The 16,262-nt window shown below is 57.7% G+C and carries 19 protein-coding genes and 1 CRISPR repeat array; of the genes, 10 read left to right on the forward strand and 9 right to left on the reverse strand.

Features of this window, described 5'->3' with window-relative positions:
• Positions 1–8: 8 nt before the first annotated feature.
• Positions 9–188: a CRISPR direct-repeat array (repeat unit 37 nt; unit sequence GTCTGAAAGACTAATCCACTAGAACAAGGATTGAAAC).
• A 631-nt stretch (positions 189–819) separates the two neighbouring features.
• The 4 genes from WKI84_RS02400 to WKI84_RS02415 form a co-directional block, all read right to left on the reverse strand.
• Complete coding sequence (locus WKI84_RS02400; protein WP_337861923.1) at positions 820–2,142, reverse strand: putative sugar nucleotidyl transferase; 1,323 nt, start codon at positions 2,140–2,142, stop codon at positions 820–822.
• Positions 2,143–2,145: 3 nt separating this feature from the next.
• The gene (locus tag WKI84_RS02405; protein ID WP_337861924.1) at positions 2,146–2,850 is read right to left on the reverse strand and encodes a nucleotidyltransferase family protein; all 705 of its coding nucleotides are present in this window, start codon (positions 2,848–2,850) and stop codon (positions 2,146–2,148) included.
• 142 nt (positions 2,851–2,992) lie between these two features.
• Positions 2,993–4,354: a bifunctional hydroxymethylpyrimidine kinase/phosphomethylpyrimidine kinase gene (gene thiD / locus WKI84_RS02410; protein WP_337861925.1), complete on the reverse strand. Its 1,362-nt coding sequence runs from the start codon at positions 4,352–4,354 to the stop codon at positions 2,993–2,995.
• A 75-nt stretch (positions 4,355–4,429) separates the two neighbouring features.
• Positions 4,430–4,627, reverse strand: a complete 198-nt coding sequence (locus WKI84_RS02415; protein ID WP_337861926.1) for a hypothetical protein — start codon at positions 4,625–4,627, stop codon at positions 4,430–4,432.
• A gap of 123 nt (positions 4,628–4,750) precedes the next feature.
• On the opposite strand from WKI84_RS02415, the gene WKI84_RS02420 reads away from it, so the two are divergent.
• The 4 genes from WKI84_RS02420 to sucD all read left to right on the forward strand — a co-directional run bounded on the left by WKI84_RS02420 (position 4,751) and on the right by sucD (position 8,935).
• Positions 4,751–5,290 (forward strand): hypothetical protein, encoded by a 540-nt coding sequence (locus WKI84_RS02420; RefSeq protein ID WP_337861927.1) that lies wholly within the window; start codon positions 4,751–4,753, stop codon positions 5,288–5,290.
• Between the two features lie 23 nt (positions 5,291–5,313).
• Positions 5,314–6,729, forward strand: a complete 1,416-nt coding sequence (locus WKI84_RS02425; RefSeq protein ID WP_337861928.1) for a cytosine permease — start codon at positions 5,314–5,316, stop codon at positions 6,727–6,729.
• Between the two features lie 159 nt (positions 6,730–6,888).
• Positions 6,889–8,001 (forward strand): ATP-grasp domain-containing protein, encoded by a 1,113-nt coding sequence (locus WKI84_RS02430; RefSeq protein WP_337861929.1) that lies wholly within the window; start codon positions 6,889–6,891, stop codon positions 7,999–8,001.
• Between the two features lie 19 nt (positions 8,002–8,020).
• Positions 8,021–8,935, forward strand: coding sequence for a succinate--CoA ligase subunit alpha (gene sucD / locus WKI84_RS02435; RefSeq protein WP_337861930.1), 915 nt, complete (start codon positions 8,021–8,023; stop codon positions 8,933–8,935).
• 35 nt (positions 8,936–8,970) lie between these two features.
• On the opposite strand, the gene WKI84_RS02440 is transcribed toward sucD, so the two are convergent.
• A complete protein-coding gene (locus WKI84_RS02440; protein WP_337861931.1) occupies positions 8,971–9,156 on the reverse strand; it encodes a hypothetical protein in 186 nt (61 codons plus the stop codon).
• 35 nt (positions 9,157–9,191) lie between these two features.
• Positions 9,192–9,797: a hypothetical protein gene (locus WKI84_RS02445; protein ID WP_337861932.1), complete on the reverse strand. Its 606-nt coding sequence runs from the start codon at positions 9,795–9,797 to the stop codon at positions 9,192–9,194.
• A 67-nt stretch (positions 9,798–9,864) separates the two neighbouring features.
• Between WKI84_RS02445 and WKI84_RS02450 the strand changes: the two genes are divergently transcribed.
• The 4 genes from WKI84_RS02450 to WKI84_RS02465 are packed head-to-tail and all read left to right on the forward strand — an operon-like array spanning position 9,865 to position 12,585.
• Positions 9,865–10,047, forward strand: a complete 183-nt coding sequence (locus WKI84_RS02450) for a hypothetical protein (protein ID WP_337861933.1) — start codon at positions 9,865–9,867, stop codon at positions 10,045–10,047.
• A 24-nt stretch (positions 10,048–10,071) separates the two neighbouring features.
• Positions 10,072–11,025 (forward strand): hypothetical protein, encoded by a 954-nt coding sequence (locus WKI84_RS02455; RefSeq protein WP_337861934.1) that lies wholly within the window; start codon positions 10,072–10,074, stop codon positions 11,023–11,025.
• A 36-nt stretch (positions 11,026–11,061) separates the two neighbouring features.
• Positions 11,062–12,117 carry a hypothetical protein gene (locus WKI84_RS02460; protein ID WP_337861935.1) on the forward strand — a complete coding sequence of 352 codons (1,056 nt, stop codon included), beginning with the start codon at positions 11,062–11,064 and terminating at the stop codon, positions 12,115–12,117.
• A gap of 42 nt (positions 12,118–12,159) precedes the next feature.
• On the forward strand, positions 12,160–12,585 hold the full coding sequence (locus WKI84_RS02465) for a universal stress protein (RefSeq protein ID WP_337861936.1): 426 nt from the start codon (positions 12,160–12,162) through the stop codon (positions 12,583–12,585).
• Here WKI84_RS02465 and WKI84_RS02470 read toward each other — a convergent pair.
• Positions 12,572–12,790 (reverse strand): hypothetical protein, encoded by a 219-nt coding sequence (locus tag WKI84_RS02470; protein WP_337861937.1) that lies wholly within the window; start codon positions 12,788–12,790, stop codon positions 12,572–12,574. The two genes, WKI84_RS02465 and WKI84_RS02470, sit on opposite strands and share 14 nt — an antisense overlap.
• 114 nt (positions 12,791–12,904) lie before the next feature.
• On the opposite strand from WKI84_RS02470, the gene WKI84_RS02475 reads away from it, so the two are divergent.
• Together WKI84_RS02475 and WKI84_RS02480 are read left to right on the forward strand one after the other, a co-directional pair.
• Positions 12,905–13,234: a hypothetical protein gene (locus tag WKI84_RS02475; protein WP_337861938.1), complete on the forward strand. Its 330-nt coding sequence runs from the start codon at positions 12,905–12,907 to the stop codon at positions 13,232–13,234.
• A 117-nt stretch (positions 13,235–13,351) separates the two neighbouring features.
• Positions 13,352–13,648: a UPF0147 family protein gene (locus tag WKI84_RS02480; protein ID WP_337861939.1), complete on the forward strand. Its 297-nt coding sequence runs from the start codon at positions 13,352–13,354 to the stop codon at positions 13,646–13,648.
• A gap of 42 nt (positions 13,649–13,690) precedes the next feature.
• Here WKI84_RS02480 and WKI84_RS02485 read toward each other — a convergent pair whose 3' ends face one another.
• On the reverse strand, positions 13,691–13,831 hold the full coding sequence (locus tag WKI84_RS02485) for a hypothetical protein (RefSeq protein WP_337861940.1): 141 nt from the start codon (positions 13,829–13,831) through the stop codon (positions 13,691–13,693).
• Between the two features lie 75 nt (positions 13,832–13,906).
• A complete protein-coding gene (locus WKI84_RS02490; protein ID WP_337861941.1) occupies positions 13,907–16,051 on the reverse strand; it encodes a beta-CASP ribonuclease aCPSF1 in 2,145 nt (714 codons plus the stop codon).
• Positions 16,052–16,262: the final 211 nt, after the last annotated feature.

The raw sequence follows: 16,262 nt of genomic DNA on the forward strand, positions 1-16,262 counted from the left end.
TGTTAAAAAGTCTGAAAGACTAATCCACTAGAACAAGGATTGAAACATTAATAATTCCGCCCTTTCGCGTGCCCCTCTCTGTCTGAAAGACTAATCCACTAGAACAAGGATTGAAACTTCTTTGCGCGGCCCTCGGCAGTCAGCAGCTTTAGTCTGAAAGACTAATCCACTAGAACAAGGATTGAAACTCTAGCCGGAGGCGCAACCTTTAAGCGCCCCTTCTGCGCAAAGAAGAGCTGGAAAGGGTCAGGCCCACGAGGGCGCTTTAGCCACGTCATTCGGCGTGTCGGAGAGAAGTCGTTTCATCATCCCCTTTCCGTTTTTCTTCTTCTTTCGTTTCGTCGCACACACGCATGCGACAATTATCCTACAGGCTACACGTTTGAAAGAAAGACATGCCCAAGTTGAAATCTCCGAGTAGTCGAGATTGCAAGTTGCCATGGGTGACGGCGCTCTGCTGTCGACCATCATGACAATAATGATCCGGGCGTCCCTTGCATTGGCAAATAACGTATGTATGTGTGAGTGGAAACTCTCATTCACTCTTCTTCAAGCGCCGCGCAGAGACGGATGGGTGGGCAGGCGGGCAGGCCAGAAAGGCCCTGTACTAAAATCGGCGCCAGAGGCGGCACATATACACACATGCGTGTGTGTTTTATCGTATGATGACCGCCTATAAAAGAACAAACACCTACAACTACCATTGTAGTTGTAGAAGACTGGAAACGCGCACGCACGCATACATGCACGCACATGCACGACAGGGCGTGTATTGTACTGCCCTGCCCGTCTGCCGTCCAGGCACGGGTCGCAGAGCCTCTAGAGCGCAAACTTGGCCCTTTTCACGCCGGCCTTTCTCCTGTCCTGCGCCGTCATCGCAAACACGTCCCTCATCATCTGCTCGTATGCCTTGCTCATCGACTGGCCGCGCCGGGGCATCACCTTCTTTTGAGTCTCTATGGCCGATTCAATTTCTAGCTCTGCATTCCTGGCGCCGACGCCTGCGCCGTATATCGTGAACGCCGGCACGTCCTGGGCGACGAGGCCGTGCAGGTGCGACGACGGGCCTAGCCGCCTGCCGCTGTACACGAGCGTCCCTATCGAAGTCTTGCACATGTCTGCAAAGAACGAGCCTACCTTGTTCTGGCCCGTGTCGACCTTTCTGTTGCCGGCAGGCTGCGTCATCTTGATGTTGCCGTACGTCATCTTCAGGTCCGAAGTGGTGGTCATGGCCCCGAGGTTGACCCACTCGCCGACGTACGAGTGCCCGACAAACCCCGCGTGCGCCTTGTTCGAGTAGTCGGAGATTATCGAGTGCTCCACCTCGCCGGCCACCCTGCAGTTCCTTCCTATAAAACTCGATTCGATTATGGAAAACTGCTTTACCTGCGTCTCCGGGCCGATGTATGCAGGCCCCACTATTCTGCTTGGCGCAATCGACGCGCCGGGCCCTATGTATATCGGGCCCCGCCGGGCGTCAAGCACCGTCCCCTCTTCGATCTCGGCGCCTTCTGCCGTCACTCCTGCGCCAATCACGGTCGCATTCACGCCGGAGCCGCCACCGCCACCATCGCCATCCTCCTGCGCGGCGCACTGGACTGCAAGCGAGTTTTCAAGCACGCCGATAATGTCCCACAGGTTGGAGATGATGCCGCCCTCTGCCCCGCCTTTCAGCTCTGTGGATTTTTCAACGTCCAGCTTTTTCAGGCTCACCTGCCTCCCTGCGGCGACGCATCCTGCAAGGTACTCAGCGTCCTTCTTTCCAAGCCTGGCTGCAAGCAGCCTGTCGCCGGACGTGATGGCAAACGTGTGGCCGACTGATTCCAGGCGGCGCAGGTCAAAGGCCGCCGGGTGGACAAGGCCGTTGACAAAGACCGTGCCTGCTGCGTCTATGGAGGAAGGGTTTACCGCGATGCCGCCGTGCCGCTCCTCCGTTATCTTTTGCAGGTGCCGCCTTGTCAGCAGCAAAAGCGACGGCTTTTTTTTATCATCATCATCATCATTACCGCCGCCGGCAGCAACGTGCAGGCACTCTTCTAGGTAGCTCCTTGCGCCCACCTTGACGTCAAACGTCGCCCTCGTGAGCGTGAGCGGGGCGAGGTTGCGCCAGTGGTGGTCCTCAAAGAGCGCCAGAAGTGCCATATCTTATATCTTGCCCAGCCTGCTTGCAAACTGCTTGTACGCGTCCAGGTACGACTTTTTGTCGCCGATGTCGATAAAGCTGCTTGCGTCCACCCGGAACGCCTTGACCGTCTTTTTCCTGTCGAGCACCGCCCGCACCGCGTCGTCCATGCCAAACGCGCCAGAGGCCGGTATCATCTTCAGGAATTCGGGCTCCATCGCATAGCAGCCTATGTTTATCAGCCCCGAAATCTCGGGCTTTTCGCGCCACGCAGTCACGTTGCTGTCGTCTGTGTCTATGAACCCGTACTTTAGCTTTGTAGTGTAGGGCATGAGCGCCATCGAGACGAACGCCTTTTCCTCCTTGTGCATCTTTAGCATCTTGCGCAGGTTGAACTCGTAGACCGAGTCGCCGTAGACGCACACAAACGTCTCGTCCAGGAACCGCTCGGCAGTCTTGAGCTGGCCCGCAGTCGCAAGCGGGCGGTCAGAGCGCGCGTACTCTATTTTCACGCCGAACCTGCTTCCGTCCTCGAAATAGTCCTCTATCGTCCTGTGGAGGTAGCTGACGCATATCACTATCTCCTTCAGGCCGCCGGCGTTCCTCAGCCATTCTATCGTGTATTCGAGCAGCGGCTTGTTGCCAAGCGGGAGCATCGGCTTTGGTATGAAAAAGGTATAAGGCTGCAGCCTAGTCCCGAGGCCGCCTGCGAGTATTACTGCCTTCATTTACTTGCCTCTCACGCTCACTTGTATTTAAGGAAAAACCACGGGAATATAGAGAAAAAATGGGTATTCTTGTTATACTCTGGCTGTCTTTTTGCCGTGCAGTCCTCGCGTCTTGTGCAAAGCAGGCCGCAAGCCCGGCACACTATGACATCTGCAGCAGTAGCAGCAGCTTTTCCACCTTGGCAAGCACATCTGCCGGGTCCCTGCCAAATATGGTCACCATCGGCTCTTTGCCCACGTCGCCTGTGTGGTAGATGGCCTCGGCAAGCGGGTTCTGCCTGAGCGCCTCCTTTGTGCCCCATGCTATGGTCGAGCCCTCTTTTTCCTTGACGCCCCTTGGCTCCCTGCTCCTGTCGTAGCTTGACACGGGGCAGATCTTTTCGCATTTTTTGACTATGGACGGGTCGTACCGTATGTTGATGACCGACCTGAACGCCGGCCTGACGTCTTTGAAGGCCAGTATGGCAGACGCCATGTGCCTTGACGCGCCAAACTCGACCCGGGAGACCTGCACCGCGCCCCTGCCTGCCCTTGCTATCCTGCCTTTCACGGCCGCCACGTCGTCGTGCGAGCCAGCGTCGGGCAGCGCGTAGGCAAAGTTTGTCTGCGTCTCTGGTATCAGGCTGTAAAAACCGTCCAGGGCGACCAGCCTGTCTATTGCCGCCTGCAGCTCTGACGTCACGGAATACTTCATCGCGTCCCTGTATATGGAGGAGAGCGGGTTTGTGACCGGCAGGCCCCTGCCGACCCTCACGGCCGTCTTTATCGCGGCGTGCACGTACCTGTTTGCCGCCACGCATGCCTCCTGGAGCGGGTATCCCCTTGCCAGGCAGGCTGTGACTGCGGCAGAAAAGTTGCAGCCAGAACCGTGGGTTTCTTCGACGTCTATCCTCGGGTTTGAGATCCTGGTCAGCTCGCCCCTGTCGTCTATCAGCAGGTCTGTCACGGTAGCCCTGCCAAAGTGGCCGCCCTTGACGATGACGTTCCTTGCGCCAAGCGACCTCAGCTTCTCGGCGGCCTTTATGCCTGCCTGCTCGCTCCTTATCTTGATGCCTGCAAGCTCCTCTGCTTCCATCCTGTTTGGGGTCAAAAGCGTCGCAAGCGGTACCAGCTTTGAAACAAAGTGGTCGACGGCGTCGGCGCGCAGCAGCCTGGCGCCCGTGCCTGCGGCAAGTATCGGGTCCAGCACGATGGGTGATGCCCTGGACGCCCTGAGCGAGCCTTCCACCGCTTCTATCGCCTGCCTGCTGTAGACCATGCCTATCTTGACGGCGTCTGGCGGCGAGTCTGCGACCACCGACGCCACCTGCGCCTCTATCATCGCCGGCTCGATCTCGAGTATGCCGGTCACCCTTTTCGTGTTCTGGGCCGTGATGGCGGTTATCGCCGTGCAGCCATAGACTCCAAGCGCCGAGAACGTCTTGAGGTCTGCCTGTATGCCTGCGCCGGCTCCAGAATCGCTCCCTGCCACGGACAGCGCCACTTTAAGCGACGACGATAGCAATATGCAGGTTCATGGCTGGAGAGACTTTATCACCTTATCGGACCGGTAAAAATATGTGTGTGTGCGTATGTTGTATTACAGCACGCAGTTGCACAGGCAGACCTTTTTGCTGCAGCAGGGGCATCTCTGGCTGCCGGAAGCAAGCTCGCACCGGCGGCCGTGCGTTTCGCAAAACACCGTCCGCGCGCTCTCTGCTTCCTGTTGCCGCCGCGATTGCGGCGCGACAGCCTGAATGTTGTTGTTATTGTTCTTGTTGTTGCTGCTGCCGCCCAAGCCGCCAAGAGATCTGCCAAAGATTGGTTAATCTGGATTGCAAGCTAAATTAGAGCTGCAAGCTAATTTTGTTCTGGCCTGTCTGCGGTACTGTTATAAGATCTGGAAATGTAAAAATGTCCTGTGCCAAAGGCGGAGAGCCCGGACTCGAAGACGATCACCACGTCTTTTCGGATCAAGTCTGACCTCCTCAAAAAGCTCCAGCAGGAGGCAGACGAAAAGGAGCTCAACCTCACCTCGCTTGCAAACCAGATCTTTGCCGGCCACGTCAAGTGGGGCAGCATGGCCACCAAGGCCGGCTTTATGCCTGTCTCAAAAGAGCTCATGCGGCTCCTGCTCTCCCGGCTTGACAGGGACGAGGTGGTGCAGGTGGCAAAGGAGCTGCGGGACAACATCAAGAGCGCGCACATACTGATGCACGGCCGCTATACAGTCGAGACCTTCCTTGACACCCTCGGCACGCTCTCCAAAGAATCGGACTTTGCGTTCATGAACCAGGCGATGGCAGGACGGCGCCAGGTGGCAATCCAGCATTCGCTTGGCCACAACTTTTCCGTCCTGGTCGCCGAGATCTGCGCCCAGGCGCTTTCGGAGCTTGGCCGCAAGGGGATCGAGCGCGAGGTCACCGACAGCATGATGCTCGTCGCCTTCGACGACTTTTGACCATCGTCTGCGTACGTGTGTGCGTGTGCGCGCGTGCGCGTCCATGCTGCAATAACAACAGCGATGGAAGAAGGATATTAAAGCCCGCCCCCATCCAAGACGGAGAAGAAGAGGAAGGGAGGAAAAAGATCGTGTCGATAATCAGGACGCCCGAGTGGGGCATTGCGCCCGTGCCGGAAGGCCAGCGCAGGCTCGGCGGCAGGGACTATTTCATACTGTGGTCGAGCCTCGGCGTGGGACTCCTGGTGCTGTCGGCCGGCTCGTTCCTGTCCGAAGCCAGTTTTATTGACGCCGTCCTTGCAATAGTCGCCGGCTCTGTCGGCGGCTCGCTGCTGCTCGCCCTTGCCGGCAAGATAGGGAGCGACCACGGCATTACGTCGCTTGTGAGCATGCGGCCGTCGCTTGGGATAAGGGGCTCGTACGCGCCCGCCGTCCTGAACATACTGCAGCTTGTGGGCTGGACGACCTTTGAAATAATGATAATGGCCCGCGCGGCAGACCTGCTGGCCGGCAACTATGTCCCGTATGCTGTCTGGGCAGGGATATTTGGCGCGCTCGTGGCCCTGCTTGCGATAGCCGGCCCCCTTGCGGTGGCCCGGCAGTGGCTTGGCAAGTTTGCAGTCTGGATAGCGTACGGCACGTCGACTGTGATAATCGTGACTCTGCTCATGTCGCCGGGAGCCCAGGGGGTCATCTCGTCGCCGGGCAAGGGGATGTCCTTTTTCACGGCGCTTGACCTCGTGATAGCCATGCCGATATCGTGGATGCCCCTTGCCGCCGACTATAACCGCTTTGCAAAGAAAGGCAGCCGCAGGCGCGCGTTCTGGGCGACCATGGTGGGCTTTGCCCTCACAAACATCCTGTTCTACTTTGGCGGCGTGCTCCTCGGCACGTTCGACGTGGTCGCAATAATAATCGCCATACAGGCGATATTCTTTGGGTTCCTCATGCTGCTGCTCATAGTCGACGAGGCGGATAACGCATTTGCCGACGTGTACTCTGCCGCCGTGTCCGCGCAGGACATTTTCTCAAAGGTGGGCCAGAAGCACCTGATAGTGGGCTTTACGGCAGTCAGCACGGCCCTTGCCATGTTCGTCACCATCCAGGACTATGAGACCTTTCTACTCCTGATAGGGGCCGTGTTCGTCCCGCTGTTTGGAGTAGTGCTCACTGACTATTACGTCGTCAGGCGCCAGAGATACTCGCATGAGATGATGTACGGAAGCAGGACCGTGCGCTGGCCCGCAATCGCAGCCTGGGCCGCCGGCACCCTTTTGAACTTTGCAATGTCGCCGCTCTCGCCGATATTTGTCAAGGAGATGCCTGCGATAGGGGCCACCGTGCCAAGTCTTGCTGCCGCCTCGCTCATCTACCTGGCGCTTGTACGGTTCGCAAAGAACGCCCCTGCAGCCATGCACGAGGGGAAGAAGAAGGCGTGACCCTGTCCCACGCGCACGACCGCGTTACTCGACAATGACCGTGTCAATGTGCGTCCTGAGCCCTTTCGTGCAAAGCGCATCTTTCACACCGGTGTGTAGCCGGCAGGTTCCGGTCCAAAATAGGATTATAAGTGACAGAAATAGCTGCCCCCTGTACCAATGCGACTGCTAGAATATCAGGGCAAGGAGCTTTTTGACCAGTACGGCATACGCGTGCCGCGCTCGCACCTGGCAAACAACATCACCGAGGCAAGGGAAGGCGCAAAAAAGATAGGCATCCCGCTGGTGCTGAAATCGCAGCTGACCGTCGGCGGCAGGGGCAAGGCCGGCGCCATCCTGAAGGTAAAGAGCCAGGAAGAGCTGGAGCCCAAGTTCACAGAGCTCCTCCACAAGGAGGTCAAGGGCGAGCTCCCCCGTGGGATTCTGCTTGAAGAGATGGCCCCGATAAAGCAAGAGCTGTATCTGTCGTTATTCCTGAACAGGAGCAAGCGCTGCTATTCGCTCATCGCGTCTGCCGAGGGGGGCGTCGAGATCGAGAGCTCGGGCAACAAGGTCGTAGTCGACGTCCCGGTTGACGGCATCTCTATGCAGACTGCCGAGGACACGGCTGCAAAACTCGGGCTGACAGGCAACGCGGCGGTGGCCTTTGTAGACCTTGCGACCAAGCTGTCCAGATTTGCAAGCGAGAAGGAGGCCGAGCTTGCCGAGATAAATCCTGTCGCCATACTGGGCGACGGCTCGATGGTCGCGCTGGACGCAAAGGTGATAATAGACGACAACGCCATGTTCAGACATCCGGAGCTGAAAAAGTACGAGCACGTCTCGGCGCTTGAAAAGCAGGCCGAGGAGAGCGGCTTTTCGCTTGTGGAACTTGAAGGCAACATTGCAATCCTTGGCAACGGCGCCGGCCTTGTCATGTCCACACTCGACCTTGTGTCAGACGCCGGCGGCAAGGCAGGCGCATTTCTGGACTTTGGCGGCAAGGCGACGACTGAGACCATCTACGAGGCGCTCAAGGTCATCAGCCAGATAAAGCACATCGACGCCATCCTTGTGAACCTGTTCGGTGGCATCGTCAAGACGACGCTGGTCGCGCAGGCGATACTTGACGCGTACAAGAACAACGTGATAAACGTGCCCGTGTTTGCAAGGATTTCCGGCGCCGAATCTGAGAAATCAAGGGAGATGTTGCAGGGGAGCAGGGCCAAGCTGTACCCGACAGTCGATGAGGCGATACAGGCTGCGGTGGCGGCCGTGGGGAAAAAGCAATAGGAGGAGTTGATGGATAGAGATGGACAAGTTCGACATTTTCAGGATACTTGAAGGCGCCGAGTCAGACGGCGACTACAGGAAAAAGCCGGTGATAATACAGGGCATCACGGGCAGCTTTGGCTCGACGCACACGCGGCTGATGAAGGCGTACGGCACCAACGTGGCGGCAGGGGTGACGCCGGGCAAGGGCGGCCAGAACTTTGAAGGCACGCCGGTCTACAACACGATGGCAGAGGCGGTCAAGGCCACCGGCGCCAAAGTCTCTGGCATTTTCGTGCCGGCGCCGTTCTTCCTGTCAGCAGCGATGGACGCCCTTGACGCCGGCATCAAGCTGCTGGTTGCGATACCGGAGCACGTCCCCATCAGGGACTCGATAAAGGTGGTCGAGCGCGCCAAGAGCCTGGGGGCAAGGATGGTCGGCCCCAACACCGCCGGCGTCATCGTGCCGGAAGTGATGAAGGTGGGCATCATGCCGGCGCAGCCGTTCAAGGCCGGCAGGACTGCCGTCTTTTCCAGGAGCGGCACGCTGATGTACGAAGTGTCGTTCAACCTTACCAACAAGGGCTACGGCCAGCGCATAGGCATCGGAATAGGGGGCGACCCTGTCAACGGGACGAACCTGATAGAGGCTTTTGAGCTTGTGCGCGACAGGCCGGACGTCGACTCTGTCGTGGTCGTCGGCGAGATAGGCGGCGACGCCGAGGAGCAGCTGGCACAGTACATCATCGACACATCTTTTGCCAAGCCGGTCGTGGCGTACATTGCAGGTAGGGCGGCACCCAAGGAAAAGAGGATGGGGCACGCAGGCGCAATAGTGTACGGCAACTATGGCTCAGCCGAGTCCAAGGTGGCAAACTATGCCAAGGCCGGCGTGCCTGTGGCCAAGAGGCCGGCGGAAGTGCCAGAGCTGCTGGCGCAAAGGATGAGGAAGTAGTAGTAGCGGCAATAGCGGCAGTAAAAACTGCTGTGTTATTGCTGCTGTTGCTGGTACTCGTCCTTGTACCGCTCGCGCAGGTACAGGAGGCCCTTGACCAGATCCCTTGCCTGCTCCGGGGTTATCTTGCTCTCTGTAAGGAACTTTTCGTCCACGCCAAAGGACAGGAGCTTCATAATGTCCCAGTGCATCTGGACGGCTTTGTATCCCTGCTGCTGCACGACGATTGCTGTAAGAAACTTCCACTATAAAAAAGCTATTGCTGTGGCCGGGCGGAGGCAGCCGCAGCGGTAGTGCCTGCGCCGCCGGCCAGCCATTCGGCGTACGCCTGCGCGTTTATGCAAAATACCAGCGCGCACTGCGCCAGAAAGCCCATGTTGTTCTGCAGCATGCGCATCCATATGGCAGACACCATCGGCCTGCCCTCCGGGTTGCTGATGCGCATCGCCTGCCTGATGTCCTTGCTTGCCACGGGTATCACCTCGTTGTACAGGAACTTGGTCTCGCGCTCGCCGACTTTGACCGGGAGGCCGAACCTGAGCGCAAGCGCCTGCATGAGCGGGAACGGCAGGGTGGTCTTGGCCTCGTCGACAAGCTCTTTTTTCAGCCTGAAGGCAAGGTCAACCATCAGGTCCTGCCCCTGGACGTGCGTGTTCACGACGAGATAGTCGCCGCCAGCATTATCGTCGCTGCTGCCGGCTGCATCGGCCATCTTTTTGCTGTACAGTATCAGGGTCAGGCCCTGCGACTGGAGGCGCTGCTCCTTGTCCGGCTGGGCTATTGCGTCCCTCACTACATCTTTCGTGATCCCGAACCTGCCCTCGCACTCTTTCTGGAAGAGCTCTGTGTAGACCGTGGCCACGGCAGACTTTCGTATGCAATAACATATTAAAATTGAGGGGTGCATACACAATAATGGTATATACACAGTGGCCACCACGGATACCGAGCGGCGGTTTTGCGACAGGTGCATGAGCCGCACCTTGCACGACGTGCTGCAGGACCCGGAAGCAATATACACGTACAAGCGCAGGCGCACGTACAGGTGCCAGGAATGCGGCCGCAAGAGCGTAAAGAGAGGCCTGCGGCCAAGCGCCGAGTCTGTTTACTGACATATGGCGGTGTGTGATTGCTTCGTGGCCGTGCCTGTAAAGAAAAAGAAAGATGATGTGTTTCTGATGAAAGCTGCAACAACAATCGCAGAGGGAGTAGTCGCACTCAAGCATGAGCTGGTAAAAAAGGCGGCGTCTGGCGCCCACACATACGAGGCAGTGCCGCTAGAGCCGTCGGGCCTGCTGCCAGTCGAGCCGGCGCACCTTGCCATGCTGCACCGGTTTGCAAGTGCAAACCCGATCTATTACCGCTCGAGCCAGCAAGACCTCTTGGGCGTCCCGTGCATGGTCTATGAGGGAGACATCAACGAGCACTGGCTGTCAAGCGTCAAACACGACACCAGCTACCAGGCGTTCTACCCGACCTGGATAATGTCGGCGTACGCACTTGTGCATGAGGCGCGCCGGCTGGGCTTTGGAGAAAGGGCGACGACGGCGACAACGGTAGTCGACATTGGCTCCGGCGACGGGCGCATAGCCTACTGCGCAGGCATCTCTGGCACCGGCGCGCTGGGCATAGAGATAGACGGGGACCTTGCCGGGCTGCAAAAGGCGATCTTTGAAAAGACAGAAGTCAGAGGAGCCTACGTAATGCACGCAGACGCGACGCGGTTTGACTATGCCACACTTGGCATGTCCGGGCCTGCGGTGTTCTTTATATCCGCAATGCCAGAGATGGGCGAGATGCTTGCCCAGAGCGTCATCTCGCAGGTGCTCGCCCTGCCTGACATCGAGCCCTGCTTTGTCTTTATGGGAAGCCACAGCCTAAAGAAATACTCGCGCGACCTGCAAAAATGGGGCTGGGGAAGCGTCATAGACCGCAACAGGCTGCAGGTCATATCGACGCTCACGCTCCCGACGCAGTGGACGATGGATCAGGAGCTTGACACGGCATACGTGTTTGCCGCCTTCCGCCATGACAATAATAATAGTAGCGGCAATAGCGACAGCAGCAACGGCGGCGACAGCAGCTTGTGATTTATATTGTCTGGATTCTTGTAAACTGGCACTAGCTTGGCCGAGAATAACCTGCTCATGATGCTGCTCTGGCTTGCCGAGCTGACCGGCGCAAGCTACGTCCTGTCGTATGGCGCCGAGCACCTGTCCATGAAGTACGGGGCCAAGTTCGTGGGCCGCACCCTGCTGAGCGTGGCAACCACGCTGCCCGAGATCGCAATCGTAGTCTATGCTGCTGCTGGAGGCTTTTACGGCACGGCCATTGGCGCCGGCCTTGGCAGCAACCTGCTCATGATGACGCTCGGCCTTGCAGTCATGCTGCTTGTCGCCACCACCCGACTCTCCAAGGCGCCACTCAAAGGCATCGATGTCTCCACGTTCAAGCTGGACAAGATATTCCTGCTTGCCACCGCCATCGTGAGCGCGGCCCTGTTCCTCGACGGCTACAACTATATCGACGGGTTCATCTTTGCCGGCATGTTTGGCGCCTACCTCGTGATGGCGCTGGTGGAGATGCGCAACGAGAACAAAAAGGCCAAGGCCGCGGCAAACGGCCAGGCCGCCGCTGCCGGTGGCCACAAGGTCGTCGAGGTGGAGGACAAGGTCCACATCAGCCGTAGCACCATGACCAAGGCCATGCTCGCCTTCATAGCCGGCACCGCCGGCATCTTTATCGGCGCCGAGCCTTTCATCCACTCGCTTGAGGGCTTTTCAAACGAGGTCGGCGTGTCTGTCATCATACTTGCCATCATCATCAGCCCCATAGCCGGCGAGATGCCCGAGAAAATATCGATGATCCTCCTTGCGAGAAAGGGGGCGGCAGGCGCTTCGATAGCAGTCGCAAACGTGCTTGGCTCCAAGATCCTTAACAACACCCTGCTTCTGGCAGTGGCCGTCTTTGGCGCCATGTACCACGGCGGCTTTTTTGCAAACATTGCCGCAAACCCTATCCTGGAGTACCAGATGATACTCGTGACTGCGGTCACCATCGCGGCCGTGGGGATGATGTTCAAAAAAGAGATCGGCCTAAAGATAGGGATCATACTTGCGCTCATGTACGCGGTGAGCCTCGTGATCCAGTTCCTGCTGCCGCAGGACCTGACGCTGCACTAGGATAAATAGGGCCTGCTCGCAACAAACAGTGTCTTTACAAACATGCCATCCAAGATTCTGGTTCCTGTTGACGGCTCGGAGAACGCCAAGAGGGCACTTGACCAGGCCATATCAATAGCCAAGGGGTCGAACGCCTCGATAACCATCGTGAACGTCGCCGAAAAGCCCCCGACGGTCTACGTCGAGTCGCAAAAGATACTGAACGAGATCTCGCGCATGAGCCGCGAGCAGGCGTCAAAGGTGCTCGACGAGTACGACGCGCTGGCAGAGAGCCGGGGCGTCAAGGCCGACTCTGTCATCATAGAGGGCGAGCCTGCCGCGTCGATAATCGCCTACGCGGAAAAGGGCGGGTTTGACATGATAGTCATGGGGAGCAGGGGTCTTGGCAAGTTCAAGGAGCTGCTGCTTGGCAGCGTGTCAGGCAAGGTGGTCAGCGGGGCCAGGTGCTCTGTCCTCATCGTAAAGTAAGCTCCCAGCGCGCCGCAACTGAGTTGCTGCCGCCGTCATCATCATCATCGCCGCCGTACTCCCTCTGCCTTGTGGCAGAGAGCTCGTCTTCAAGCTTTTTCCTGCGCTGCGTGTGCTCGTCTGACGCGGCGTGCTCCTTGGCGCCTGCCGCCGGCACCATGAAATTGCAAATGTTGCAGCGCAAAAGCTCCTCTTTTTCTGCCATGCATCGCTTGTTATTCCGAGCCAGGCTATATTCCTGTCGTACGCGCGCAAGCCATTTATGAGATGAGCCTGTATTGTATAAAGGAAGAAGGAAGGAGGAGGGAAAATCAGCAACATGGAGATGGGGCCTGCTACCAGATCGATACTTGCAAACCTGCACGGGACGCACGGCGCCAGCCTGGCCCAGATCAAGATGTGGCTGGTGCCCCAAAAGGCCGAGCACGAGCACGACTATGACATCAACAGGGGGTACTTTGAGATGCTCGCCGACCTGGCCCTGCGCGAGCTGATGCAGGGCGGGTACGTCCAGTCCACGCTCCCTGACGGCATGGAAGACGGCGACGCCCAGGTGTTCTCGCTGACCGAGAAGGGGACAAGCTACCTGGAACAGCTGGTGGCGCAGCAACAGAGCCAGGCAGCGGCTTCTGCCGACCGTTACTACTAGTGTCAGCACAGTGGCGATGGCAGCAGCAAGACGAGGGGGAGAGGACGAAAACATTCAAAAGCAACTGGCATTAATTGAACGCACAGAAAGGCACAGGGCTGAGGAGAGCGAGCGAGAGTGACATCATCATCAACCAAAAAGGAGCAGAAAGAGAAGGAGAATCAGGAGCGCCTTGCGCGCGCAGTAGAGACTCTTGACGCCATAACAAAGAACAACGACGTGCAAAAAAGCGTCCGCAACATGATAAAGGAGGTGCTGATGGCCCTCAAGGACGAAAAGTCCGGCAGCGTGTCGGTGAGGGCGGCAAACGCAATAAGCCTACTCGACAGCGCGACCCAGAGCCCGCAGATGCAGTCGCACATACGCACCATGCTCTGGCAGGTCGTGTCCACGCTGGAGAGCATCCGCGAATAAGATATAATCTTCTTTCGTTCCTACTGCTGCTTCTTCTTCTTACTACCTGGTCGGGTTTTTCACCGGCTTGGGCGGCGGGGGCAGTTTTTCAAGCTTGTGGTTCGGGTTTGCAAGGTAATGCCTTGACGCTCCTTCGCCCGAAAGGACAATGTTGCAATTAACGCACTTGTACCTGATCGCCAAGGCCTTTCCTTTCCTCCTCTCCCCTCTTTGTCCTCGCACACACACTAGGGGGCTCACAGCATAAAAACGCTGTGGCTATCTGAGCCTGACTATTTCCCTGTTATCGGGCACGCCTGACCTGATCTTGAGCCGGGTGTAGATGGCGCTTGCCACGTTCTCCGACTTGGAGCGCTCGCCGTGGTTCACAAGCACGCGCTTGGGCTTGATCTTGGCAACAAAGTTCATAATCTGGTTAAAGTCGCTGTGCCCGGAAAAGCCGTCTATCTTTTGCGTCTGGCACCTGACCGGCACCACCTTTAGCTTGCCGGACTTGTCCATCATGCTGACTTCAGACACGTTGCCGTCAAGCACGCGCCTGCCAAGAGTGCCGTTTATCTGGTACGAGACAAAGATTATCTTGTTCTTCGGGTTCGGCGCCAGCTCCTTAAAGTACTCGACAGACGGGCCGCCTTCGAGCATGCCGGACGTGGCCATCACGATTGCCGGGTTTTCGTCGTTGAGTACGTCTTCGCGCTTGCCCCCGCTTATCACTGTGAAATACTCGGACTGGAACGGGTTGATGCCCTGCGAGACAGACCTGCGCACATCGGCGCCAAGGTAGTGCGCATATGACATGTGGATGGCGCTTGCCTCCGATATCATGCCCTCTATGTATATCGGGCATTCGACCAGCCTGCCCTCTGCCATCTCTTTTGCCATGACGAGCATTATCTCCTGCGCCCTGCCGACTGCCGGCACCGGTATCAGGACCTTGCCGCCCTCCATTAGGACCTTGTTTATCGACTCTGTGAATGTGCGGTAGACGAACTGCTGATCAGGCATCACGTCTGCCGTGTTGCCGTACGTGCTCTCTGTTATCAGCGTCTCTACCCTCGGGTATGTAGAGACGGCGCTGTCCAGAAGCTGCGTGCGTGCATACTTGTAGTCGCCTGTGTAGAGTATGTTGTGCGCGCCAGAGATGTTCAGGTGCACGGTGGCGCTGCCCATGATGTGGCCGGCGTTGTTGAGCGTGACGGTGATGTCCGGCGATATGTCTGTCGGCTTGCCGTACGGGAGCGTTATCGTGCGCTTTATCACTTCGTGGACATCCCTCGCCTCGTATGGCAGGTAGGTGCCGTTGCTGTGCGCTATCTTGACCGAGTCCATCTGCAAGAGCGTTGTAAGGGGAAGCGTCGGCTCGGTGCAGTAGACGGGGCCGCGGTAGCCGTACTTGAACAGCGTCGGCAAAAAGCCCTGGTGGTCTATATGGGCGTGCGAAAGCACGACTGCGTCCAGCTCGTCAAGGTCGAAGTTGAGCCAGTCAAGGCGCGGATAGGCGTCAAGGCCTGACATTTCGCCCGGGTTTATGCCACAGTCGAGCATCACCTTGCTCTCTGGAGTGACCACCACAAAGCACGACCTGCCCACCTGCTTTACACCACCAAGGCAGAACAGCATGACTTCTTCCTTGCTGGTCATGGTCGACCCTCCGCCACCCTGCGGCGGCCTGCCGATGCCAACGCTTGTTGGTGTAGCAAATTCCTCTGCCGCCGTCTTGCCGTTTTCCGGCGTAGAAAAGCCGTTATGGCTGTTATTATTATTGCCGACCACGAGCGGGCCCCTGAACAGCCGCCTGCCGAGCTTTTGCAGGAAATCGGTGCGCTCTTTGGCCGAGCTCTTGAGAGTGGAATGGATGGTGTTGATGCTTGTGGACGGGATGTGGGGCGAGCGCCGGGTGTGCGCTATCCAGCCTGTAGACTGGGCTATCTGGACTATCATCGCCGGGTCTATCGCCTCCGGCCTGCTCACCTCTAGAACCACCTCGCCCGTCGCGTCGTCGCAGAACACCGCCGACACCTGTACGTCCTTTGGCAAGAGCTTTGCCACCGCCTGCCGGGTCATGTCCTCTTCCAGCCTGACTGCCGGGTCGGTGCGTATGATGAACCTCTTTTTGAGGGTCTTGGAGAGCGACGAGAGGTAGTACGTCAGCTCGGTGAGTGCAAACCGGGGGTTCTTTGTGTACAGGGCAATGTTCGGGCCCTCGAACCTTACGGTGGTTATCTGCGAGTCGGCAGGTATCGACTTTAGTATTATCTGGGCGACCTGGTCTTCGCTGTCGGTCGTGACCTTGGTAACATGCTGCTGTTGATACGGCTGCTGCTCCTGCGCCGGCCTCCTCTGCCTCCTGGCAGTAGGGGGGCGCTGGTCGAACCCTTCTTCAATCTCTTCGTTTTTTTCCAAACTTTCTTCAGTCCACTTGCTCTTTTGCCTGTGCGCGGTCATTACAATCGATAAAATGCATCGGCACAAACCGGCCTAGGCTGAATGTACTTGCATTTCGCAGATATAAAAGCATACCGGAGAGGGGCGCTGTTGCGTACTCGGTGGTTTCGTTAGCCGGTTGCAGCGCGGTTGCTAGTGTCGCAGGTCGGTGGCTATTACCGCATCAATA

Origin of the sequence: Nitrososphaera sp. (genome assembly GCF_037447015.1) — an archaeon.
In the GTDB taxonomy this organism is placed as follows: Archaea; Thermoproteota; Nitrososphaeria; order Nitrososphaerales; family Nitrososphaeraceae; genus Nitrososphaera.